Source organism: Burkholderia sp. CCA53 (genome assembly GCF_001685525.1).
Lineage (GTDB): Bacteria > Pseudomonadota > Gammaproteobacteria > Burkholderiales > Burkholderiaceae > Burkholderia > Burkholderia multivorans.
On record NZ_BDDJ01000001.1, the window covers coordinates 3,280,582 to 3,303,663 of the forward strand.

A 23,082-nucleotide genomic window follows, 5' to 3' on the forward strand; every position below is an offset into this window, starting at 1 on the left:
CCCGGCGGCCGCCGCGCACCCCCGCCGCGCCCCCCGATAGGCAGACGGTGCGGCCCCGGCTATGATGGCAGCCCTGCCACAGCTCGCGCTGCAATGCATGTGCGCGATCGGTTACGTGGCTTCGGGGCAACACGGCGGCGCGGTGTTTGCGGGACGCGCGGGTAGAATAGCGCTCGTTTTGTCCGAATCCGGACCCGATTATTACGCTTCATATGAACGATACGACCCACGCGGCCGACGCCGCTCACGCGCCGCACCCGATGCACCAACACTCGTTGCGGGCGCTGGCGATAGCGGCCATCGGCGTGGTGTTCGGCGACATCGGCACGAGCCCGTTGTATTCGCTGAAGGAGGCGTTCAGCCCCGCGCACGGGATTCCGCTCACGGAAAGCTCGATCCTCGGCGTGATCTCGCTGCTGTTCTGGGCGATCATCCTCGTGGTCGGCGTCAAATATCTGCTGTTCGTGATGCGGGCCGACAACAACGGCGAGGGCGGCGTGCTCGCGCTGATGGCGCTGTCGCTGCGGCCGCTCGACCCGAAGACGCGTGTCGCGGGCGCGCTGATGGCGCTCGGCATCTTCGGCGCGTGCATGTTCTACGGCGACGCGGTCATCACGCCGGCGATTTCGGTGATGTCGGCGGTCGAAGGTCTCGAGATCGCGACGCCGCATCTGTCCCATCTGGTGCTGCCGATCACGATCGTGATTCTGATCGCGCTGTTCTGGATCCAGCGTCACGGCACGGCAACGGTCGGCAAGCTGTTCGGCCCGATCATGGTGCTGTGGTTCATCGCGATCGCGGCGCTCGGCGTGTACCACATCGTGCGTGCGCCCGGCATCGTCGCGGCGATCAATCCGTACTACGCAGCGTCGTTCATGTCCGAGCACTTGCTGCAGGCCTATGTCGTGCTCGGTTCCGTCGTGCTGGTGCTGACCGGTGCAGAAGCGCTCTATGCGGACATGGGCCACTTCGGCGCGAAGCCGATCCGCCTCGCCGCATACGGGCTCGTGATGCCGTCGCTGGTGCTGAACTACTTCGGGCAAGGCGCGTTGCTGATCCAGAATCCGCGTGCGATCGAAAACCCGTTCTTCCTGCTCGCGCCCGACTGGGCGCTGCTGCCGCTCGTCGTGCTGTCGACCGTCGCGACCGTGATCGCGTCGCAGGCGGTGATCTCCGGCGCCTATTCGTTGACGTCGCAGGCGATCCAGCTCGGCTATGTGCCGCGCATGAAGGTGCTGCACACGTCCGAACTCGCGATCGGCCAGATCTACGTGCCGCTCGTGAACTGGCTGCTGCTGTTCGTGATCCTCTGCATCGTGATCGGCTTCAAGAGCTCCGACAACCTCGCGGCCGCGTACGGGATCGCGGTGACCGCAACGATGGTGATCACGACCGTGCTCGCATGCGTCGTGATGGTGAAGGTGTGGAACTGGAACCGGCTGCTGGTCGGCGCGATCATCGCCGTCTTCCTGACGATCGATCTCGGCTTTTTCGGCGCGAACCTGCTGAAGGTCGCGCAGGGCGGCTGGCTGCCGCTCGGCATCGGCGCGCTGCTGTTCTTCCTGCTAATGACGTGGTACAAGGGCCGCCACATCGTAAAGGAACGCACGGCCGCCGACGGCATTCCGCTCGAGCCGTTCCTGCAGGGGCTGCTCGCGCATCCGCCGCACCGCGTGTCGGGCACCGCGATCTATCTGACCGGCAACGACAAGCTCGTGCCCGTGAGCCTGCTGCACAACCTGAAGCACAACAAGGTGCTGCACGAGCGCACGCTGTTCATGACGTTCGTCACGCGCGATATCCCGTACGTGCGCGACGACAAGCGGCTGAGCGCGCGCGACGCCGGCGGCGGCCTGTACATCGTGAAGGCCGAGTACGGGTTCAACGAGACGCCGGACGTGAAGGCCGTGCTCGAAGAGTTCGGCCGCACGCACGACATGACGTTCGAGCTGATGGACACATCGTTCTTCCTCGCACGCGAGACGGTCGTGCCGACGCAGCTGCCCGGCATGTCGATCTGGCGCGAGCGCGTGTTCGCGTGGATGCACCAGAACGCCGCGAAGCCGACCGACTTCTTCGCGATTCCGGCGAACCGCGTCGTCGAGCTCGGCACGAAGATCGAGATCTGAGCGCCACGAGGCGTGCGCGATCGCGCATGCCGCTTGACGGCTCGCTCGCCGAGACGCTGCGCCAACAAAAAGCCCGCCTGACGGCGGGCTTTTCTCATTGCGGCACGGTCCGCACGTTCAGCGCTGCTTGAGCTTCGCGAACGCGGCGGCCATCGCGCCAGCCGGTTCCGGTTCGCGCGCGCGGGGCGGGCGGGCGCCGCCGCGCGCGGCGGTGCCGCGTTCCTGCGCGCCGCGCGAGGACAGGCCGGGCGCCGCTTCGTCGTCGAGCCGCATCGTCAGCGAGATGCGCTGGCGCTTCACGTCGACGTCGAGCACCTTGACCTTCACGACCTGGCCGGCCTTCACGACTTCGTGCGGATCCTTGATGAACTTCGTCGACATCGCGGATACGTGGACGAGCCCGTCCTGATGGACGCCGATGTCGACGAACGCACCGAATGCGGCGACGTTCGTCACGACGCCTTCGAGCGTCATGCCCGGCACGAGGTCCGACACCTTCTCGACGCCTTCGCGGAACGTCGCAGTCTTGAACTCCGGACGCGGATCGCGGCCGGGCTTCTCGAGCTCGGACAGGATGTCGCGCACCGTCGGCAGGCCGAAACGTTCGTCGACGAATTCGGCGGGCGACAGGCCCGACAGCGCGTCGCGATTGCCGAGCACGTCGTCGATGCGCTTGTTGATCTTCGCGAGGATCCGTTCGACGACCGGATACGCCTCCGGGTGCACCGACGAGCGATCGAGCGGATTCTCGCCGCCGTTGATCCGCAGGAAGCCGGCGGCCTGCTCGAACGTCTTGTCGCCGAGGCGCGGCACCTTGCGCAGGTGCTCGCGCGACGGGAACGGGCCGTTCGCGTCGCGGTAGTCGACGATGTTGCGCGCGAGCGTCGCGTTCAGCCCCGACACGCGCGCGAGCAGCGGCGCCGATGCGGTGTTGGCGTCGACGCCGACCGCGTTCACGCAGTCTTCGACGACCGCGTCGAGCGAGCGCGCGAGCTCGCGCTGATTCACGTCGTGCTGATACTGGCCGACGCCGATCGCCTTCGGCTCGATCTTCACGAGTTCGGCGAGCGGATCCTGCAGCCGGCGCGCGATCGACACGGCGCCGCGCAGCGATACGTCGAGTTCCGGGAATTCCTTGGCCGCGAGTTCGGACGCCGAGTAGACCGACGCGCCGGCTTCCGACACGACGATCTTCTGCAACCGCAGCTCGGGGTGCTTCGCGATCAGTTCGCTCGCGAGCTTGTCGGTTTCGCGCGACGCGGTGCCGTTGCCGATGCTGATCAGTTCGGCCCGCGTCTGCGCGGCGAGGCGCGCGAGCTTCGCGATCGAGCCGTCCCAGTCGCGACGCGGTTCATGCGGATAGATCGTGTCGGTCGCGAGCAGCTTGCCGGTGCGGTCGACGACGGCGACCTTCACGCCGGTGCGCAAGCCGGGGTCGAGACCGATCACGGCCTTCGGGCCGGCCGGCGCCGCGAGCAGCAGATCCTTCAGGTTGCGCGCGAAGACGCGGATCGCCTCGGTTTCGGCCGTTTCGCGCAGCTGCGTCAGCAGCTCGTTCTCGATGTGCGGCTGAACCTTCACGCGCCAGCACCAGCGGCACACGTCGCTCAGCCATTTGTCGGCCGGGCGATTCTGGTTCGCGATCCCGAAATGGCGCGCGATCATCGCTTCGCCGGGATGCGGCACCTGCGCGTCGAGTTCCTCGCCGAGGCCCAGCCGGATCGTCAGCACGCCGGCGTTGCGGCCGCGGAACAGTGCGAGCGCACGGTGCGAAGGCACGGTCTTCAGCGTCTCGGCGTAGTCGTAATAGTCGCGGAATTTCTCGCCTTCTTCGTTTTCCTTGCCTTCGACGACCGCCGACGACACGACGCCGCGATCGTGCAGATAGTCGCGCAGCTTGCCGAGCAGCTCGGCCGTCTCGCCGAACTGTTCGGACAGGATGTCGCGCGCGCCGTCGAGCGCGGCCTTCACGTCGGCGACGCCCTTGTCGGCATCGACGTACGCGGCCGCCTCGGTTTGCGGATCGAGCATCGGATTGGCGAGCAGCGCCTGCGCGAGCGGTTCGAGGCCCGCTTCGCGCGCGATCTGGGCGCGCGTGCGGCGCTTCGGCTTGTACGGCAGATAAAGGTCTTCGAGCACCTGTTTGCTGTCGGCCGCATCGATTGCCGCGCGCAGTTCGTCGGTCAGCTTGCCCTGTTCCTCGATGCTCGACAGGATCGCCGCGCGGCGATCCTCGAGTTCGCGCAGATACAGGAGGCGCTCTTCGAGCTGGCGCAGTTGCGTGTCGTCCAGGTTGCCGGTCACTTCCTTCCGATACCGGGCAATGAACGGAACGGTCGAGCCTTCGTCGAGAAGTTGCACCGCGGCCGCGACCTGGCGCGGCTGGACGGACAGTTCGGTGGCGATGCGCTGTACGATCTTGAGTGCTACGGTTTCCGTCATGTCGTTGATGAGCTTCTGCCTGCTGAAATCGCGGCGCGGGCCGGCATGCCCGGCGCGGCGGGCTGCATGGCGGGCCCGCCGGACCAGATGCCGCGGGTGAGTGAAGCGGGGCATTTTGCCATAAATGGCAGAGCGTCCAGCCGGGGGTGATAGAATTTGACACATGTCCCGCAGCTTTCCTACGACGTTGCCAACTTCCCGTTTTTCTCTCGTCGCGCTCGGCGCAGCGCTTGCCGCCGCTTTGTCCGTCGGCACGTCCGGCGTGTACGCGCAGGCCTCGACCGTCACGGCCGATAGCGCCGCGTCGGCGCCTGCCGCGCCCGGTCTCGCGGACGATTTCGCCGCCCGTCAAAAAGTGCTCGATCAACGTTCCGCGGAAAACGATTATCGTTATGCGGTGGCCGAGCACGATTGCTACAGCCGGTTCTTCGTCAATCACTGCCTGGGCGTCGCACGCGACAAGATGCGCGAGGAGCGCGCGAGCATCCGGCAGGCGCAGCTCGCGCTCGACGACGAGCAGCGTGCGGTGCGTGCGAAGCAGCGCGACGAGCAGATCGCGCTGAAGCAGGCGCAGAACGCGGCGGAGGCGCCGCAGCGCGCCGCGAACGAGGCGGCGAACGCGGCCGCGTTCCGCGACAAGCAGGAGCAGAATGCGCTGAAGCAGGCGCAGCGCGGCGCGGAGGCGCCGCAGCGCGCGGCGAACAAGCAGGCGTACGACCAGAAGCAGGCCGATTTCCAGCGCAAGCTCGACGAGGCGCACGCCCAGGCCGCGCAGAAGGCGCAGGCACGTGCGGAGAACGCGACGCGCTACGAGCAGAAGCAGAAGGAGGCCGCGCAGCACAAGGCCGAGGTCGAGCAGCGTCAGCGGGAAGCGGCCGAGAAGGCCAAGCAGCAGCAACAGCAGGGGCAGTAACGTGTTGGGTTGATCCGGAAACAGCTCGTGCGCGTCGGCACGCCGGTCGGCGCGTTGCTTCGATGAGGAGGCGTATATGCAAAACCGTCACGCGGAACAGCAGCAGGAATTGCACAACCGTTTGGCTGCATTGCAGGAACAGCACCAGCAGCTCGCTCGCGAGATCGAACTGAAGGAAGGCCGCTCCGATATCGACGACCTCACGTTGCACAGGCTGAAGAAGGAAAAGCTGCTGGCCAAAGACAAGATCATCATGCTGCAATCGCAGCTCGAACCGGATAAGCGCGCCTGAGCGCGGCCTGGCAAGCGCCGGCGCCGCCCGGGCGCTGGATACAGGAACGCTTGCCTTGAATTCACCGCTTGAAGCCACCCCCGATGCCCGGCGCGACGCGTCGCCCGGGCGCGTTCGTGCGTCCGAAGGCACCTTCGAACTGAGCCGCAAGCGCGTCGACGAACTCGACGCGATTTTCGGCGACGGCGGGTTGCTGGCGCGCGCGCTCGACGGCTATCGTCCGCGCACATCGCAGATCGAGATGGCGCGTGCGGTCGCGTCCGCGATGGAGGCGTCCGCGCGCCGGATGCCGGAGCCGGAAATCTTCGAAGCGCGCAAGCGGCCGGCGCGCCGGCTCGGCGAAACGGGCGGCGGGGGCGGCGCGGCCGACGCCGGCGTGAGCGACGCCGCGAACGAAGCCGACGCCGATGCCGGCGACAACACGCTGATCGTCGAGGCCGGCACCGGCACGGGCAAGACCTATGCGTATCTCGTGCCGGCAATGCTGTGGGGCGGCAAGGTGATCGTGTCGACCGGCACGAAGCATCTGCAGGACCAGCTGTTCCTGCGCGACATTCCGACCGTGCGCAACGCGCTCGCGGTGCCGGTGACGGTCGCGATGCTGAAGGGCCGCGCGAACTATCTGTGCCACTACTATCTGCAGCGCACCGCGGACAACGGCCGCCTGCCGTCGCGGCAGGACACCGCGTATCTGCAGGAGATCGTCCGTTTCGCGAAGATCACGAAAAGCGGCGACAAGGCCGAGCTCGCGAGCGTGCCGGAGACGGCGCCCGTATGGTCGATGGTCACGTCGACGCGCGACAACTGCCTCGGCCAGGAGTGTCCGCACTACAAGGAATGCTTCGTGATGCAGGCGCGGCGCGAAGCGCAACAGGCCGACATCGTCGTCGTCAACCATCATCTGTTCTTCGCGGACATCATGCTGCGCGACACCGGCATGGCCGAGCTGCTGCCGAATGCGAACACGGTGATTTTCGACGAAGCGCATCAGCTGCCGGAGACGGCGACGCTGTTTTTCGGCGAGACGCTATCGACGACGCAGATTCTCGAACTCGCGCGCGACACGGTCGCCGAGGGCCTCAGTCACGCGCGCGACGCCGTCGAATGGGTGAAGCTCGGCGGCGCGCTCGAACGCGCGGCGCGCGACGTGCGGCTCGCGTTCGCCGACGATCAGATCGTGCGGATGTCGCTCGCGCAACTCGGCGACGATCATCCGCTGTTCGCCGCGCTCGATGCGCTCGAAGCGGCGCTCGACGCGCTGGCTTCTGCGCTCGCGAGTCAGGCCGAGCGCGCGGAATCGCTCGGCGCGTGCCTGCGTCGCGCGCGCGAGCTGCAGGATCTGCTCGCGGGCTGGGTCGCGCCCGGCGCGGCCGAGGCCGCTGCGCAGGCCGATGCGGCGGCCGCCGGCGAGGCGGCAGCCGCGGCCGGCGATCCGAACGAGAAGGTGCGCTGGGTCGAGGTGTTCGCGCATACGGTGCAGCTGCACGAAACGCCGCTGTCGGTGGCGCCGATCTTCGCGAAGCAGCGCGCGGGCGTGCCGCGCGCGTGGATCTTCACGTCGGCGACGCTGTCGGTGCGCGGCGACTTCACGCACTACGCGGCGCAGATGGGCCTGAGCTCGCGCCGTTCGATGACGCTCGCGAGCCCGTTCGACTACCAGACGCAGGGGCTGCTGTACGTGCCGCGCAATCTGCCGCAGCCGTCGTCGCCCGCGTTTACCGATGCCGTGTTCGATGCGGCGCTGCCGGCGATCGAGGCCTCGGGTGGCGGCGTGTTCATGCTGTGCACGACATTGCGTGCGGTCGACCGGATCGCCTCGAAACTGCGCGACGTGATCGAATCGCGCGGCTGGAACACGCCGCTGCTCGTGCAGGGCGATGCGAGCCGGACCGAACTGCTCGATCGCTTCCGTGCGTACGGCAACGCGATCCTCGTCGGCAGCCAGAGCTTCTGGGAAGGCGTCGACGTGCGCGGCGACGCGCTGTCGCTCGTCGTGATCGACAAGCTGCCGTTCGCGCCGCCCGACGATCCGGTGCTGGCCGCGCGGCTCGACGCGCTCGCGAAGAAGGGCTTGAGCCCGTTCGCCGTGCATCAGCTGCCGCAGGCCGTCATCACGCTGAAGCAGGGCGCCGGGCGGCTGATCCGTGCGGAGACCGATCGCGGCGTGCTGATGATCTGCGACACGCGGCTCGTCGACAAGCCGTACGGCCGCCGGATCTGGCAGAGCCTGCCGCCGTTCAAGCGCACGCGCGAAATCGCGGTCGTGCAGGACTTCTTCGACGAGCAGCGCGCCGCGCGTCGCGCCTGACGGCAAGGGCGGCCCGTGCGGCCGCCGCCGGTCGCATCGCCGTCGGCCGGCGTCTCGCACCAATGAAAAACCCGGCTCGCACGCCGGGTTTTTCTATGGCTGCCGCGTTCGCGCGGCATGCGGCATCGCTCAGAACTGCCACCACGACTTCTTCGTGCCGGGACGCGCGCGGCCCGTGATGTAGGGGCTGTCCGGGAACGTGCCCGCGAGCACGCGCTTCGTGTCTTCGGCGAGCTGCGGCTGATTCAGCTTTTGGTACGACAGGACCATGATGTGCAGCGCGTCCTCGATGGCCGGCGCGCCCTTGTAGTCCTTGATCGCGAGCTGTGCGCGGTTGATGGCCGCGACATACGCGCCGCGCCGGTAGTAGTAGTCGGCCGCATGCACTTCGTGCGACGCGAGCGCGTTCACGATGTAGCGCATCCGTGCCGCTGCGTCGGGCGCGTATTTGCTCTTCGGATAGCGATCGACGACGACCTTGAACGCGTCGTAGGACTCGCGCAGCGCCTGCGGGTCGCGCTCGCTCATGTCCTGCCCGGAGAAGCGGCCGAACAGCCCGAGATCGTCGTTGAAGTGGATCATCCCTTTCAGGTAGTACGCGTAGGCGATGTCGGGATGATCGGGGTGGAGCTGGATGAAGCGGTCGACGGCCTGATCGGCGGCGGCCGGTTCGTTGTCCTTCCAGTTGCAGTACGCGACGTTGATCTGCGCCTGCTGCGCGAAATGGCCGAACGGATCGCGACCTTGCAGCGCCTCGAAATATTTCGCGCACTTGCCCCAGTCGCCGCCGGACAGGGCGTCCTGGGCCTCTGAGTATAATTTGTTGTTCGACCAGGTAGCCGTCTCGTCCTGCTTCTGCGGCAAGCCGTGGCAGCCGGCGATGAGGGCCGCGGCCGCTACCGCCGCAGCCCGGGCGGCGACGGTTTTAGCCGTGCGTTTGGTCGAATTCGTCATGCTCGCATGTCCTAGCTTCAAGTCTCGGTGACCCAGTCTAAATGACCCGTTCAAGTTCGCAGAATGCCCGCTCGGGCACGTCAAATCGCGAAGATTATAGCCCAAGCGATCGGCCCGCCGACGCTGCCCTCGGGGATTCCCTCGACGACGATCTGATCGGCGACGCGTTGCAGCCGCCTGTTGCGCCGTCCGGCGGCGGCGACGATGCGCCGCGCGTCGTCGAAGTGCCCGCGTCGCTCGCGGGCGAGCGACTCGACAAGGCGCTTGCCCAGTTGTTTCCCGAATTCTCGCGCAGCCGGCTGCAGAGCTGGATCGATGCGCAGCGTGTGCGCGTCGACGGCGCGCCGGCGAAGATCCGCCAGCCGGTGCCGCTCGGCGCGACGATCGAGCTCGTGCCCGATCTGCTGCCCGAACAGCTTGCGTTCACACCCGAGCCGGTGCCGCTCGACATCGTCTACGAAGACGACGCGCTCGTCGTCATCGACAAGCCGGCCGGGCTCGTGGTGCATCCCGCGGCCGGCAACTGGAGCGGCACGATCCTGAACGGGCTGCTGCATCGCTACGGCGACGCCGCGGCCGGCCTGCCGCGCGCGGGCATCGTGCATCGGCTCGACAAGGAGACGTCCGGCCTGATGGTGGTCGCGCGCACGCTGGCCGCGCAGACCGATCTCGTGCGCCAGCTGCAGGCGCGCACGGTCAAGCGCCGCTATTTCGCGCTCGTGTGGGGCGCGATGCCCGACGAAGGGACGATCGACGCGCCGATCGGGCGCGATCCGCGCGAACGCACGCGCATGGCCGTCGTCACCGGCGCGTCGGGCAAGCCGGCGCGCACGCATTTCCGCACGGTTGACACATGCCTGTGGCAACGTCAGCCGGTGTCGGCGATCCAGTGCGATCTCGAAACGGGCCGCACGCACCAGATCCGCGTGCATTGTTCGCATGTCGGGCATCCGCTGCTCGGCGATCCGGTGTACGGACGTGCGCGCGGCAAGCGCTCGGTCGCGCCGCTGCCGGGCGGCTTCGCGCGGCAGGCGCTGCACGCGTGGCGGCTCGGGCTCGTGCATCCGGTCACCGGCAGTGCGATGCAGTGGCGCTGTCCGCTGCCCGACGACATGACCGCGCTCGTCGAAGCGCTCGGTTTCGGGCAGAACGACGAGGAATTCGACGACGACGGCATCGACGACGATTTCGGCGGCGATTACCACGACGAAGCGTCGTATCCGGACGACGAGAGGGAGTAAAGCCGATGACGAACCCCACGCCGCTGAGCTGGCGGGATTGCGTGCTGCCGGACTGGCAGGTGTCGCCGCGCGTGCGCGCGTTGATCACGACGCGCGACGGCGGCGTCAGCGAAGGGCCGTACGGCCGCTGGCAGGACGGTGCCGCGCTGCCGGGCGGCATGAATCTCGGCTTGCATACCGGCGACGATCCCGCGCATGTCGCGCAGAACCGCGCGCGACTGCTCGCGCTGACCGGGCGTCCGCGCGCCGCGTGGCTCGAGCAGGTGCACGGCGCGCAGATCGTGCGCGCGGACGAAGTGATCGCGTCGGCCGGCGACGGCGCGACGCCGGTGCAGGCCGACGCGAGCGTCACCGATCGCGCGGGCGCCGTGTGCGTCGTGATGGTGGCCGACTGCCTGCCCGTGTTGCTGTGCGACGCGCACGGCCGCGCGGTGGGCGCCGCCCATGCGGGCTGGCGCGGGCTCGCGGCCGGCATCGTCGAACGGACGGCCGCGCGCGTCGCGGCGCTGGCCGGCGGCGCGGCGGCCGACGTCCATGCGTTTCTCGGCCCGGCGATTGGGCCGCGCGCGTTCGAAGTCGGTGCGGACGTGCGCGACGCGTTTCTCGACACGGCCACGCAGTCGGAGCATGATGAAACCCGTCGTGCGTTCGTCGCGATCGACGGCGCGCCGGGCAAGTATCTGGCCGATCTGTATGCGCTTGCGCGCGTGCGTGTCGCGCGGGCCGGCGTCGTGCACGTGAGCGGCGGCGATGCATGCACGCTCACCGAGCGCGCGCGTTTCTATTCGTATCGCCGCGACCGCGTGACGGGCAGGATGGCCGCGGCGATCTGGCTGGCCGATTGACCGATGCGTGCGCAGCTTGTTTGCTGCGCCGCGCAATCGATTTATCTCGATATTGATGCGGCAATGGTGGGCAGTATGCTTGACCGATTGAAAAATCCGGGAGTCGCGTTGGACAAAATGTTTTATGTTTCCCCGAAACCCTTGTCCCGCCTGTTTTCCGCCGATTATTGCGGTGTTCGAATGTTCGGTGGTTTGACGCACGGCTTCACATGGGGAAAACGATAATGATAAAAATACCGCACTGCGGCAGAATCTGGAGACGCCTCTCCAGGGCATGACGGCCCGGCTCGCAGCCGGCATGCCGCGCGCGAGCAGGATTTCGCGATTGACGCTCACGAATCACCGGTAAGGCAGGTAATGACAGCATCGAAAAATTCGTCGACGTCCGCTGCGGCGGGCACTTCCGCGGGCAATACGGGATTCGGTTCCGCGGCGCAGCCGATGCAGCAGATGTTCGAAGCTTGGCTGAACGCATGGCGCGATTTTGCCGATCCGGCGCGTGCCGCGACTGCGTCGGCTGCCGTCAATCCGTTCGCTACGTTCCAGTTTCCGAAGTCGTTCCCGTTCCAGATGCCGTCGATGCCCGATTTCGGCGCGATGGCGTCGCCGTTCGCGGGGCTCACGCTGCCGGTCGCGGCGATTCCGCCCGAGCGGCTGCAGAAGCTGCAGGCCGACTATGCGCGCGACTGCGTCGCGCTGATGCAGCAGGCGGCCGCAGCGAAGCTCGAGGCTCCCGAACTGAAGGATCGGCGCTTCAGCGGCGACGCATGGAAGGCATCGCCGGCCCATGCATTCGCGGCCGCGTGGTATCTGCTCAATGCACGCTATCTGCAGGAACTCGCCGACGCGCTCGAGACCGATCCGAAAACGCGCGAGCGCATCCGTTTCGCCGTGCAGCAGTGGACGGCCGCCGCCGCGCCGAGCAACTTCCTCGCGCTGAATCCCGATGCGCAGAAGTCGATTCTCGAAACGCAGGGCGAAAGCCTGCGGCAGGGGATGATGAACTTGCTGGGCGATCTGCAGCGCGGCAAGATTTCGCAGACCGACGAATCGCAATTCGTCGTCGGCAAGAATCTCGGGTGCACGGAAGGCGCGGTCGTCTACGAGAACGACTTGATCCAGCTGATCCAGTACACGCCGAAGACGGCGAAGGTGTTCGAGCGGCCGCTGCTGATCGTGCCGCCGTGCATCAACAAGTTCTACATCCTCGATCTGCAGCCCGAGAACTCGCTCGTCGCGCACGCGGTGTCGAGCGGCCATCAGGTGTTTCTCGTGTCGTGGCGCAATGCCGATGCGTCGGTCGCGCACAAGACGTGGGACGACTACATGAACGAAGGGCTGCTCGCCGCGATCGACGCGGTGCAGCAGGTGAGCGGACGCGAACAGATCAATACGCTCGGCTTCTGCGTCGGCGGCACGATGCTCGCGACCGCGCTCGCGGTGCTCGCTGCGCGCGGCGAACATCCGGCCGCGTCGATGACGCTGCTCACCGCGATGCTCGATTTCTCCGATACGGGCGTGCTCGACGTGTTCGTCGACGAGGCGCACGTGCAGATGCGCGAGCAGACGATCGGCGGCAAGAACGGGACGCCGCCCGGGTTGATGCGCGGCGTCGAATTCGCGAACACGTTCTCGTTCCTGCGCCCGAACGATCTCGTCTGGAACTACGTCGTCGACAACTACCTGAAGGGCCGCACGCCGGCGCCGTTCGACCTGCTGTACTGGAACAGCGATTCGACGAGCCTGCCGGGGCCGATGTACGCGTGGTACCTGCGCAATACGTATCTCGAGAACAAGCTGCGTGAGCCGGGCGCGCTGACCGTCTGCGGCGAGCCGGTCGATCTGTCGCGCATCGACGTGCCGACCTTCATCTACGGGTCGCGCGAGGATCACATCGTGCCGTGGCAGACGGCCTATGCGTCGACGTCGATCCTGACGGGCCCGCTGAAGTTCGTGCTCGGCGCCTCGGGCCACATCGCCGGCGTGATCAATCCGCCCGCGAAGAAAAAGCGCAGCTACTGGGTGAACGACGACGACCTGCCGAGCGCCGCCGACGACTGGTTCGCCGGCGCGATCGAGCATCCGGGCAGCTGGTGGCCGACCTGGATCGAATGGCTCGACCAGTACGGCGGCCGCAAGGTGGCGGCGCCGGCCGAGCTCGGCTCCGCGCAGTTCCCGGTGATCGAACCGGCGCCCGGCCGTTACGTATTGCAGCGCGATTGACGAAAGCCGGACAGCGGCGCACGCTGTCCGACGCACCGCAGTTTTTTTAACAGGGTCGGCAGCGACGCGCCGTGTCGCGCGGGCTCGGAGGAATGGAAAATGACGGACGTAGTGATCGTATCGGCCGCGCGGACCGCGGTCGGCAAATTCGGCGGCTCGCTGGCGAAGGTGGCGGCGCCCGAACTGGGCGCGACGGTGATCCGCGCGGTGCTGGAGCGCGCGGGCGTGAAGCCGGAGCAGGTCAGCGAAGTGATCATGGGACAGGTGCTGACGGCGGGTTCGGGCCAGAACCCGGCGCGCCAGTCGCTGATCAAGGCCGGACTGCCGAGCGCGGTGCCGGGGATGACGATCAACAAGGTGTGCGGCTCGGGGCTGAAGGCCGTGATGCTGGCCGCGAACGCGATCGTCGCGGGCGACGCGGAGATCGTCGTGGCGGGCGGGCAGGAGAACATGAGCGCGGCGCCGCACGTGCTGCCGGGCTCGCGCGACGGGTTCCGGATGGGCGACGCGAAGCTGGTCGACACGATGATCGTCGACGGCCTGTGGGACGTGTACAACCAGTACCACATGGGCATCACGGCGGAGAACGTCGCGAAGGAATACGGCATTACGCGCGAAGAGCAGGATGCGTTCGCGGCGCTGTCGCAGAACAAGGCCGAAGCGGCGCAGAAGGCGGGGCGCTTCAATGACGAGATCGTGCCGGTGTCGATTCCGCAGCGCAAGGGCGAGCCGCTGCAGTTCGCGACCGACGAGTTCGTGCGTCACGGCGTGACGGCGGAGTCGCTCGCGGGGCTGAAGCCGGCGTTCGCGAAGGACGGCACGGTGACGGCGGCCAACGCGTCGGGCATCAACGACGGCGCGGCGGCGGTGCTCGTGATGTCGGCGCAGAAGGCCCAGGCGCTGGGCCTGACGCCGCTCGCGCGGATCAAGGCGTATGCGAACGCCGGTGTGGATCCGAGCGTGATGGGGATGGGCCCGGTGCCGGCATCGCGCCGATGCCTGGAGCGCGCGGGCTGGACGCCGGGCGATCTGGATCTGATGGAGATCAACGAGGCGTTTGCGGCGCAGGCGCTGGCCGTGCACAAGCAGATGGGCTGGGACACGTCGAAGGTGAACGTGAACGGCGGGGCGATCGCGATCGGTCACCCGATCGGCGCGTCGGGCTGCCGGATCCTGGTGACGCTGCTGCACGAGATGGTCAAGCGCGATGCGAAGCGCGGGCTCGCGTCGCTGTGCATCGGCGGCGGGATGGGCGTCGCGCTGGCGGTCGAACGTCCGTAACGGGCGAACCGTATCCCGGCGCCGGCCGGCCCAGCAGCGGGCGGCGCCGTGTGAAGTCGGAGGGCGCTTCGGCGGCTCTCGAAACCCAAAAATGGAGTGAGATTTATGTCTCAGCGAATTGCGTACGTAACGGGCGGGATGGGCGGCATCGGCACCAGCATCTGCCAGCGTCTGTCGAAAGACGGCTTCAAGGTGGTCGCAGGCTGCGGCCCGAACTCGCCGCGCCGCGTGAAGTGGCTCGAGGAGCAGAAGGCGCTCGGGTTCGACTTCATCGCGTCGGAAGGCAACGTCGGCGACTGGGACTCCACGAAGGCGGCATTCGACAAGGTCAAGGCCGAAGTCGGCGAAATCGACGTGCTGGTGAACAATGCGGGCATTACGCGCGACGTCGTGTTCCGCAAGATGACGCACGAAGACTGGACTGCCGTCATCGATACCAACCTGACGAGCCTGTTCAACGTGACGAAACAGGTGATCGACGGGATGGTCGAGCGTGGCTGGGGCCGCATCATCAACATTTCGTCGGTGAACGGCCAGAAGGGGCAATTCGGCCAGACCAACTACTCGACCGCAAAGGCCGGCATTCACGGCTTCACGATGGCGCTCGCGCAGGAAGTCGCGACGAAGGGCGTGACCGTCAACACCGTGTCGCCCGGTTATATCGGCACCGACATGGTGAAGGCGATCCGCCCCGACGTGCTCGAGAAGATCGTGGCGACGATTCCGGTGCGCCGTCTCGGCACGCCGGAGGAAATCGGCTCGATCGTCGCGTGGCTCGCGTCGAACGATTCCGGCTTCGCGACGGGCGCCGACTTCTCGCTGAACGGCGGCCTGCACATGGGCTGAACCCGCGGGCTGCGCGGATCGAACAGCGCGCGGCCCCGGGCTTTCCGAAGCGCCCCGCCACCCGGTTCCGGGCGGCGGGGATTCGTCACTTGCGCTACGCTGCACTCAAAGGCGTTACATGACTACTACAAAGAAGACGGCCGAGCGGCTCATCAAGAAATATCCGAACCGCCGGCTTTACGATACCGAGACGAGCACGTACATCACGCTTACCGACGTGAAGCAACTCGTGCTGGACCAGGAGGATTTCAAGGTCGTCGATGCGAAGTCGAACGAAGACCTGACGCGCAGCATCCTGCTGCAGATCATCCTCGAGGAGGAAAGCGGCGGCGTACCGATGTTCTCGTCGTCGATGCTGTCGCAGATCATCCGTTTCTACGGACACGCGATGCAGGGCATGATGGGCACGTACCTGGAAAAGAACATCCAGGCGTTCATCGACATCCAGCACAAGCTCGCGGATCAGTCGAAGAACCTGTACGAAAACAACGCGATGAATCCCGAGATCTGGTCGCAGTTCATGAACATGCAGGCGCCGATGATGCAGGGGATGATGACCAGCTACATCGAGCAGTCGAAGAACATGTTCGTGCAGATGCAGGAGCAGATGCAGAACCAGGCGAAGTCGATGTTCGCGACGTTCCCGTTCAAGCAGCCGGGCGCATCGGAGCCCGAGAAGAAGTAACGCGCGTTCGAGGCTGGCCGGCTAGCCGCGGCGGCGAGCGCCGCCGAACAGCCGGCGCCGCGACGTGCGGCACGCGTGCAGCGTCGGCGCCGCGGCATGCCGTTGTTGGCGGCCGCGTTTTCAGTACGCCGGATCGAGGCCCTGATCGTCGCCCGGCGGCAGGTCGAGCACCAGCTTGACCGCGCTGAAGTTCGCCTTCAGCGAGAACACGCGGCCGATCACGAGAAACGTCTGCGGCGCATGCTCGAGCTCGACGAAATCGCCCGGCTGCGGCAGGTGCGCGCTCTGATCGTACGAAAAGCTCGTGCTGGTTTGCTCGCCGATGGCTTCCGCGGCCTGGTCGGTGAACTCGATCGTGATGTGGGTCGTCATGCGGGATTCCGTCGCTGTTGCGTTGTAGGGATGAAGGCCTCGATTTTCGCATAGCGGCGCAGTGCGGTCGGGCCGTTCGGTTCGCCAATTCGCGCGGTGCACGGGCAGGGCCCGGCGCCGGGCCGCTCCGGCGCGGCAGCGTCCGTCGCCGAAAGGGCCGCATCGCTGCACGCATTCGCGGCCGGTTTTGGCTCGGCGGACCTAAATGGCTGTAAACTCACGGTTTTGCTGCCACGCCCCCACACTCCAGATGTCTCAATCCCCCAAAGTCGGCTTCGTTTCCCTCGGCTGCCCGAAAGCGCTCGTCGACTCCGAACAGATCATCACCCAGCTGCGCGCCGAAGGCTATGAAATCTCCGGCACCTACGACGGCGCCGACCTCGTCGTCGTCAACACGTGCGGCTTCATCGACGAAGCGGTGCAGGAAAGCCTCGACGCGATCGGCGAAGCGCTGACCGAGAACGGCAAGGTGATCGTGACCGGCTGTCTCGGCGCGAAGAAGAGCGCGAGCGGCTCGGGCCTGATCGAGGAAGTGCACCCGAAGGTGCTCGCCGTCACGGGCCCGCATGCGGTGGGCGAAGTGATGCAGGCCGTGCACTCGCACCTGCCGAAGCCGCACGATCCGTTCGTCGATCTCGTGCCGCCGGCCGGCATCAAGCTCACGCCGCGCCACTATGCGTACCTGAAGATTTCCGAAGGCTGCAACCACCGCTGCACGTTCTGCATCATCCCGTCGATGCGCGGCGATCTGGTGTCGCGTCCCGTCGCCGAAGTGATGCTCGAGGCGGAAAACCTGTTCAAGTCGGGCGTGAAGGAACTGCTCGTGATCTCGCAGGACACGAGCGCGTACGGCGTCGACGTCAAATACCGGACGGGCTTCTGGAACGGCAAGCCGATCAAGACGCGCATGACCGATCTCGTCGCCGCGCTCGGCGAACTCGCCGCGCAGTACGGCGCGTGGGTGCGTCTGCATTACGTGTATCCGTATCCGAGCGTCGACGAAGTGATTCCGCTGATGGCCGAGGGTCCGTTCAAGGGCCATGTGCTGCCGTATCTCGACGTGCCGTTCCAGCACGCGCATCCGGAAGTGCTGAAGCGGATGAAGCGTCCGGCGAACGCCGAGAAGGTGCTCGAACGCGTGCAGAAGTGGCGCGAGATCTGCCCCGATCTGACGATCCGCAGCACGTTCATCGCGGGCTTTCCGGGCGAGACGGAAGAACAGTTCGAAACGCTGCTCGACTTCATCCGCGAGGCGGAACTCGATCGCGTCGGCTGCTTTGCGTATTCGCCGGTCGAAGGCGCGAGCGCGAACGAACTCGACGGCGCGCTGCCGGACGACGTCCGCGAGGAACGTCGCGCGCGCTTCATGGAAGTCGCCGAGGAAGTGTCGGCCCAGCGCATCGCGCGCAAGGTCGGCAAGACGCTCAAGGTGCTGATCGACGAAGTCAGCGACGAAGGCGGTATCGGACGCACGGCGGCCGATGCGCCGGAGATCGACGGCGTCGTCTATGTCGAGCCGGCGACCAAGGCATCGAAGCGCTACAAGGTCGGCGATTTCGTGTCGGTGAAGATCACCGGTGCGGACGGCCACGACCTGTGGGGCGAGGTGTAAGCGATGAGCGCCGCGTTTCCGGAGATCCTCGCGCTTGGCGAGGCGATGATCGAGTTCAACCAGGCGCAGCCCGGCCGTGCCGAGTTCCTGCAGGGCTTCGGCGGCGACACGTCGAATTTCTGCGTCGCGGCCGCGCGCCAGGGCGCGTCGGCGGGCTTCGTGTCGGCCGTCGGCGACGATCCGTTCGGCCGGCTGCTCGGCGAACTATGGCGCACCGAAGGCGTCGACACGCGCTTCGTGCGCATCGACCCTGGCGCACCGACGGGCGTGTATTTCGTCACGCACGGTGCGGACGGCCATCGGTTCGATTATCTGCGCGCCGGTTCGGCCGCGAGCCGCTACGCGCCGGCCGACCTGCCGCTCGATGCGCTGGCGGCCGCGAAGGCCGTGCATCTGTCGGGCATTAGTCTTGCCATCAGCACGAGCGCGTGCGATGCCGCGTTCGCGGCGATCGATCATGCGCGCGCGCATCGCGCGAAGATCAGCTTCGACACGAATCTGCGTCTGAAGCTGTGGCCGCTGCCGCGCGCGCGTGCGGTGATGCGCGAGGCGTTGCGCCACACCGATATCTGTCTGCCGAGCTGGGACGACGTGACGGCGCTGACCGGCGCGAACGATCGCGACGCGATCGTCGACGCGATGCTCGAACACGGGCCGCAGATCGTCGCGCTGAAGCTTGGCAAGGAAGGCGCCTACGTCGCGACGCCGCACGAGCGGCGCGTGGTGCCGGGTTTCGCGGTCGAGGCCGTCGATGCGACCGGTGCGGGCGACTGCTTCGGCGGCGCATTCGTCGCGCGGATCGTCGCCGGCGACGATCCGTTTGCCGCCGCACGCTATGCGAACGCGGCCGCCGCGCTGTCGACGACGGGCTACGGCGCGGTCGCGCCGATTCCGCACCGCGACGCGGTCGAACGGCTGATGCAGGGCTGACGCGCGATGCCGCGTGCCGCCGCGGCGCTCGCGCGCATGGGAAGCAAGGACTGGAGCAAGGAGCAACACAACGTGGGTCGACATTCGAAATCGCACCGGGCGCTCGTCGTCGCGGGGGCGCTGGCGGCCTGTTTCGCGATGCCGGGCGCGTCGATCGCGCAGCCGCTGACGCCGGACGCCCGGCAGCAGGACGACACGGCACCCGCGCGGCCGCTGCGGCCGAATCCCGAGTTCGCGCGGCTGCCGCGCTACGAAGGGACGCTCGGCGGACGGCCGATTGTCGTGCATCTGGGGCCGAAGACGGACGAGGAGGGCGTGCACGGCGAATACCAGTTCGCGGACACCGGCGAAGTCATTCTGCTGGCCGGCGACCGCGACGGCGACACGCTCGAAGTCGAGGAATCGAACGACGGCACGAACATCACCGGCGTCTGGATCGGTCGGTTCGACGCGGCGGGCGGCCTGAAGGCCGACCGGATGAACGCGGACGAATCCGATCCACAGCCGGTCGTGCTGCGCGCGGCGCCCGGCAAGCGCGCGGCATTGCAGGTGCGCGACGGCCGCGCGCAGGAGATCGAAACGGTCGGCAACGTGGTCATGCTGCGCAGCGACGACTGACGTGCGCTGGCTCGGTTGGCGCGCCGCGCATTGTACCGGGCCAAACGCGGCGGTTTTGACTAACCTAGCGACATATCCGCAACCGTAGGCCGCCTGTCCGGCTTCCTTGTCATGACTGAATCCACCTCGAAGCGCGCACTGCAGACCCGTATCGTTCAACCCGACGACGTCATTCCGGAAGGCTTCCGCTCGTTCGTGCCGCCGGTCGCGCGCGCGTCGACGGTCGTGTTTCCCGATCTCGCGACGATGCGCCAGCTCGACTGGCGCAAGGACGGCCAGTGGCGCTACGGGCTGCATGCGACGCCGACGTCGCTCGCGCTCGCGCAGCGGCTCGCCGAGATCGAGGGCGGCACGCACGCGCTGCTGCAGCCGTCGGGGCTCGCGGCGATCATGAACGTGTATTTCGCCGTCGTGAAAGCGGGCGACGACGTGCTGATTCCGCACAACGTGTACGGCCCGAACGCCGATTTCGGCAACTGGCTCGCGAAGGACTTCGGCATTTCCGCGCGCTTCTACGACCCGCTGATCGGTGCCGGCATCGCCGAGCTGATCCAGCCCAACACGCGGCTGATCTGGCTCGAGGCGCCCGGCTCGGTGACGATGGAAGTGCCCGATGTGGGCGCGATCACGGCGGCCGCCCGTGCGCGCGGCGTCGTCACCGCGATCGACAACACGTATTCGGCGGGCCTCGCGTTCAAGCCGTTCGAGCACGGCGTCGACATCTCGGTGCAGGCGCTGACCAAGTATCAGTCCGGCGGCAGCGATCTGCTGATGGGCGCGACGATCACCGCGAACGCCGAACTGCATGCGCAGCTGAAGCTCGCACGCATGCGCTGCGGCGTCGGCGTGTCGGTCGACGACTGCTCGCTCGTGCTGCGCAGCTTGCCGAGCATGCAGCTGCGCTTCGACGCGCACAGCAAGAGCGCGCTGTCGCTCGCGAAGTGGCTGAAGACGCGGCCCGAGATCGCTACCGTGCTGCATCCGCAACTGCCCGACTGTCCCGGCCACGAGTCGTTCGTTCGCGACTTCACGGGCGCGGGCGGGCTGTTCTCGGTGGTGTTCGACGAACGGTACAGCGCCGCGCAGGTCGATCGTTTCGTCGAGTCGCTCGCGTTGTTCGCGATCGGCTGGAGCTGGGGCGGCGCATGCAGCCTCGCGGTGCCGTACGACGTCGCGTCGATGCGGCCCGAGTGGCCGCATCGCGGCACGCTGGTGCGCTTCTACATCGGTCTCGAAGATGAAGCCGACCTGCGCGCGGACATCGAACGCGCGCTGCACGCGGCGCTCGGCTGAGCCCCGCGCAGAACGCTGCAAAAAGAAACGCCGGCGCGAAGCGATTCGCGCCGGCGTTGTCGTTTCTAGTGTCTAGTGTGCGCGGCGTTGCGCGTCAGAGCAGCCGCAGCAGCCCGTCAAGGCCGACGTGATCGAACGCGACCGTCGCCGCGTCGCGCACGACCGGCTTCGCGTGGAACGCGACCGACAGCCCGGCCTCCGCCATCATCTTCAGATCGTTCGAGCCGTCGCCCATCGCGATCGCGCGGCTCGGCGCGATGCCGAGCGACGCGCAGGTGTCGCGCAGCATGCGCGCCTTCACGTCCGCGTTGACGATTTCGCCGAGCACCTTGCCGGTCAGCTTGCCGTCGACGATCTCCAGCGTGTTCGCATGCGTGTAATCGAGACCGAGCCGCGCCTTCAGCCGTTCGGTGAAGAACGTGAAGCCGCCCGATACGAGCAGCGTCTTCAGGCCGGCTGCCTTCACGCCGGCGAGCATCGTCTCGGCGCCCGGCGACAGTTGCAGCCGTTCTTCGTAGACACGTTCCAGCGAGTGCGCGTCGAGCCCCGCGAGCAGCGCGACGCGCCGCGTGAGGCTTTCGTTGAAGTCGCGGATCTCGCCGCGCATCGACGCTTCCGTGATTGCCGCGACCTGGTCCTTCAGCCCGCAGAAATCGGCGATCTCGTCGATGCATTCGATCGTGATCAGCGTCGAATCCATGTCCATCACGACGAGGCCGAAGTCGCGCAGCGTGCGGCCTGCATCGACGAACGCGAAGTCGAGCGCGTGCGTGCCGCAGTACACGGCAAGGTCGCCGCGCTGTGCGGGATCGGCGCCTTCGACGCGCAGCGCGCAATCGTCGGTCTGGACGATGCGGGTGCCGCGCGACAGCGCGAGCAGCGGTTTGTGGTGCGCGTTCGACAGCGGCGCGACGCTCTGGATGACGAGGTTCTGGCTCATGACGGGATGGTTGGGAAGCGAATCAAACGCGTGCGCGGCCGGCATGCGGCCGCCTGCGGACGCGCGCTCCGGTCGGCTGCCGGGCCGGCGCGTCGCGAACGCGACATTGTAGCCGGTCGGCCGCACGCGGCGGCTAGCGGGCGTCGATGCGGTCCCAGTACGGCGGATCGCCGAAATGCTCGGCGAGGAACGCGATGAACGCGAGCGTCTTCAGCGGCACGTGCGCACGACTCGGATAGACGGCCCAGACGGCGATGTCCTCGGCGAACGGATAGTCGTCGAGCACGGTGACGAGCGCGCCGCTCGCGAGCAGCGGGCCGACGTCCCAGGTCGACTTGATCGCGATCCCGAAGCCGTCGACCAGCGCTTCGCGGATCGCCTCGCCGTTACTCGCGACGAGCCGGCCGCCGACGCGCACCGTGAGCGGCCCCTGCGGCGTCGCGAACGACCAGTCGCGCTGGTCGCCGAGGATCACGCACTCGTGCTGCGCGAGATCGGCCGGATGGCGCGGCGTGCCGCGCTCGGCGAGATAGGCGGGCGAGCAGCACAGCACGCGGCGGTTGGTCGCGAGCTTGCGCGCGACGAGCGTCGAGTCCTTCAGTGCGCCGAGACGGATCGCGACGTCGTAGCCTTCGTCGACCAGATCGACGATTTCATCGGACAGCCGCAGGTCGAGCGATACCGACGGATAGCGGCGCAGGAACGCCGGGATCACCGGCGCCACATGCTGGCGGCCGAACGACGACGACATCGACACCTTCAGCCGCCCGTAAGGCTCGGTGCGGCCGCGGCCGACCGATGCGCGCGCGGCGTCGGCAGCCGAGAGCAGCGCTTCGGCGCGCGCCATGAAGATTTCGCCGTCCTGCGTCAGGCTGATCCGGCGCGTGGTGCGGTGCAGCAGCCGCGCGCCGAGCTGGCGTTCGAGCTGCGCGATGCGCGCGCTCGCGACCGCGGCCGACACGCCGAATTCGCGCCCGGCCGCCGTCACGTTTGCGAGCAGTGCGGCGCGCACGAACAGCCCGACGTCGAGCAGATCGAGCGGCTTGTCGGGCGCGGGAATCGGGTCGGCATTCATTGTTCGGAAATTCCTGAAAATGTTTCAGGAAATATAGCGGTTTTTTCTAAGGATCGCGCGGCCTACGATGACGTTCATGGGGC

The 23,082-nt window shown here is 67.2% G+C and carries 20 protein-coding genes; 15 read left to right on the forward strand and 5 right to left on the reverse strand.

Features of this window, described 5'->3' with window-relative positions; all coding sequences use genetic code 11:
* Nucleotides 1-212: 212 nt before the first annotated feature.
* A complete protein-coding gene (locus tag BCR55_RS15230) occupies nt 213-2,129 on the forward strand; it encodes a potassium transporter Kup (protein WP_006399937.1) in 1,917 nt (638 codons plus the stop codon).
* Nucleotides 2,130-2,246: 117 nt separating this feature from the next.
* Here the strand turns inward: BCR55_RS15230 and BCR55_RS15235 are convergent, their stop codons facing one another.
* Entirely contained in the window at nt 2,247-4,571 is a 2,325-nt protein-coding gene (locus tag BCR55_RS15235) for a Tex family protein (RefSeq protein WP_065494754.1), read from the reverse strand.
* Nucleotides 4,572-4,734: 163 nt separating this feature from the next.
* Here BCR55_RS15235 and BCR55_RS15240 point away from each other — a divergent pair, with 163 nt between their 5' ends.
* The 3 genes from BCR55_RS15240 (at nt 4,735) to BCR55_RS15250 (ending at nt 8,084) form a co-directional block, all read left to right on the forward strand.
* Complete coding sequence (locus tag BCR55_RS15240) at nt 4,735-5,484, forward strand: hypothetical protein (RefSeq protein ID WP_065494755.1); 750 nt, start codon at nt 4,735-4,737, stop codon at nt 5,482-5,484.
* Nucleotides 5,485-5,560: 76 nt separating this feature from the next.
* A complete protein-coding gene (locus BCR55_RS15245; protein WP_006399940.1) occupies nt 5,561-5,776 on the forward strand; it encodes a YdcH family protein in 216 nt (71 codons plus the stop codon).
* A 55-nt stretch (nt 5,777-5,831) separates the two neighbouring features.
* Entirely contained in the window at nt 5,832-8,084 is a 2,253-nt protein-coding gene (locus BCR55_RS15250; RefSeq protein WP_065494756.1) for an ATP-dependent DNA helicase, read from the forward strand.
* Nucleotides 8,085-8,213: 129 nt separating this feature from the next.
* Here the strand turns inward: BCR55_RS15250 and BCR55_RS15255 are convergent, their stop codons facing one another.
* Nucleotides 8,214-9,038: an outer membrane protein assembly factor BamD gene (locus BCR55_RS15255; RefSeq protein ID WP_006399942.1), complete on the reverse strand. Its 825-nt coding sequence runs from the start codon at nt 9,036-9,038 to the stop codon at nt 8,214-8,216.
* Nucleotides 9,039-9,079: 41 nt separating this feature from the next.
* Between BCR55_RS15255 and BCR55_RS15260 the strand changes: the two genes are divergently transcribed.
* The 7 genes from BCR55_RS15260 to phaR all read left to right on the forward strand — a co-directional run bounded on the left by BCR55_RS15260 (nt 9,080) and on the right by phaR (nt 16,159).
* A complete protein-coding gene (locus tag BCR55_RS15260) occupies nt 9,080-10,279 on the forward strand; it encodes an RluA family pseudouridine synthase (protein ID WP_059938270.1) in 1,200 nt (399 codons plus the stop codon).
* Between the two features lie 5 nt (nt 10,280-10,284).
* Complete coding sequence (pgeF, locus tag BCR55_RS15265) at nt 10,285-11,124, forward strand: peptidoglycan editing factor PgeF (protein WP_065494757.1); 840 nt, start codon at nt 10,285-10,287, stop codon at nt 11,122-11,124.
* Between the two features lie 3 nt (nt 11,125-11,127).
* Nucleotides 11,128-11,349, forward strand: coding sequence for a hypothetical protein (locus tag BCR55_RS32485; protein ID WP_125902772.1), 222 nt, complete (start codon nt 11,128-11,130; stop codon nt 11,347-11,349).
* A gap of 132 nt (nt 11,350-11,481) precedes the next feature.
* Nucleotides 11,482-13,347, forward strand: coding sequence for a class I poly(R)-hydroxyalkanoic acid synthase (gene phaC / locus BCR55_RS15270; RefSeq protein ID WP_065494758.1), 1,866 nt, complete (start codon nt 11,482-11,484; stop codon nt 13,345-13,347).
* 99 nt (nt 13,348-13,446) lie between these two features.
* On the forward strand, nt 13,447-14,628 hold the full coding sequence (locus BCR55_RS15275) for an acetyl-CoA C-acetyltransferase (RefSeq protein ID WP_006404724.1): 1,182 nt from the start codon (nt 13,447-13,449) through the stop codon (nt 14,626-14,628).
* A 105-nt stretch (nt 14,629-14,733) separates the two neighbouring features.
* Nucleotides 14,734-15,474, forward strand: a complete 741-nt coding sequence (locus BCR55_RS15280; protein ID WP_006399947.1) for a 3-ketoacyl-ACP reductase — start codon at nt 14,734-14,736, stop codon at nt 15,472-15,474.
* Nucleotides 15,475-15,592: 118 nt separating this feature from the next.
* Nucleotides 15,593-16,159 (forward strand): polyhydroxyalkanoate synthesis repressor PhaR, encoded by a 567-nt coding sequence (gene phaR, locus BCR55_RS15285; RefSeq protein WP_006399948.1) that lies wholly within the window; start codon nt 15,593-15,595, stop codon nt 16,157-16,159.
* Nucleotides 16,160-16,279: 120 nt separating this feature from the next.
* On the opposite strand, the gene BCR55_RS15290 is transcribed toward phaR, so the two are convergent.
* Complete coding sequence (locus tag BCR55_RS15290; protein WP_006404725.1) at nt 16,280-16,531, reverse strand: hypothetical protein; 252 nt, start codon at nt 16,529-16,531, stop codon at nt 16,280-16,282.
* A 250-nt stretch (nt 16,532-16,781) separates the two neighbouring features.
* On the opposite strand from BCR55_RS15290, the gene rimO reads away from it, so the two are divergent.
* The 4 genes from rimO to BCR55_RS15310 all read left to right on the forward strand — a co-directional run bounded on the left by rimO (nt 16,782) and on the right by BCR55_RS15310 (nt 20,984).
* A complete protein-coding gene (rimO, locus tag BCR55_RS15295; RefSeq protein WP_006404726.1) occupies nt 16,782-18,143 on the forward strand; it encodes a 30S ribosomal protein S12 methylthiotransferase RimO in 1,362 nt (453 codons plus the stop codon).
* A 3-nt stretch (nt 18,144-18,146) separates the two neighbouring features.
* Complete coding sequence (locus tag BCR55_RS15300) at nt 18,147-19,073, forward strand: sugar kinase (protein ID WP_006404727.1); 927 nt, start codon at nt 18,147-18,149, stop codon at nt 19,071-19,073.
* A gap of 72 nt (nt 19,074-19,145) precedes the next feature.
* On the forward strand, nt 19,146-19,691 hold the full coding sequence (locus tag BCR55_RS15305) for a hypothetical protein (RefSeq protein WP_065494985.1): 546 nt from the start codon (nt 19,146-19,148) through the stop codon (nt 19,689-19,691).
* Nucleotides 19,692-19,802: 111 nt separating this feature from the next.
* Nucleotides 19,803-20,984, forward strand: a complete 1,182-nt coding sequence (locus BCR55_RS15310) for a cystathionine beta-lyase (RefSeq protein WP_006404729.1) — start codon at nt 19,803-19,805, stop codon at nt 20,982-20,984.
* A gap of 94 nt (nt 20,985-21,078) precedes the next feature.
* Here BCR55_RS15310 and serB read toward each other — a convergent pair whose 3' ends face one another.
* Complete coding sequence (gene serB / locus BCR55_RS15315) at nt 21,079-21,924, reverse strand: phosphoserine phosphatase SerB (RefSeq protein WP_065494986.1); 846 nt, start codon at nt 21,922-21,924, stop codon at nt 21,079-21,081.
* Between the two features lie 133 nt (nt 21,925-22,057).
* Entirely contained in the window at nt 22,058-22,999 is a 942-nt protein-coding gene (locus BCR55_RS15320; RefSeq protein ID WP_065494759.1) for a LysR family transcriptional regulator, read from the reverse strand.
* Nucleotides 23,000-23,082 lie beyond the last annotated feature (83 nt).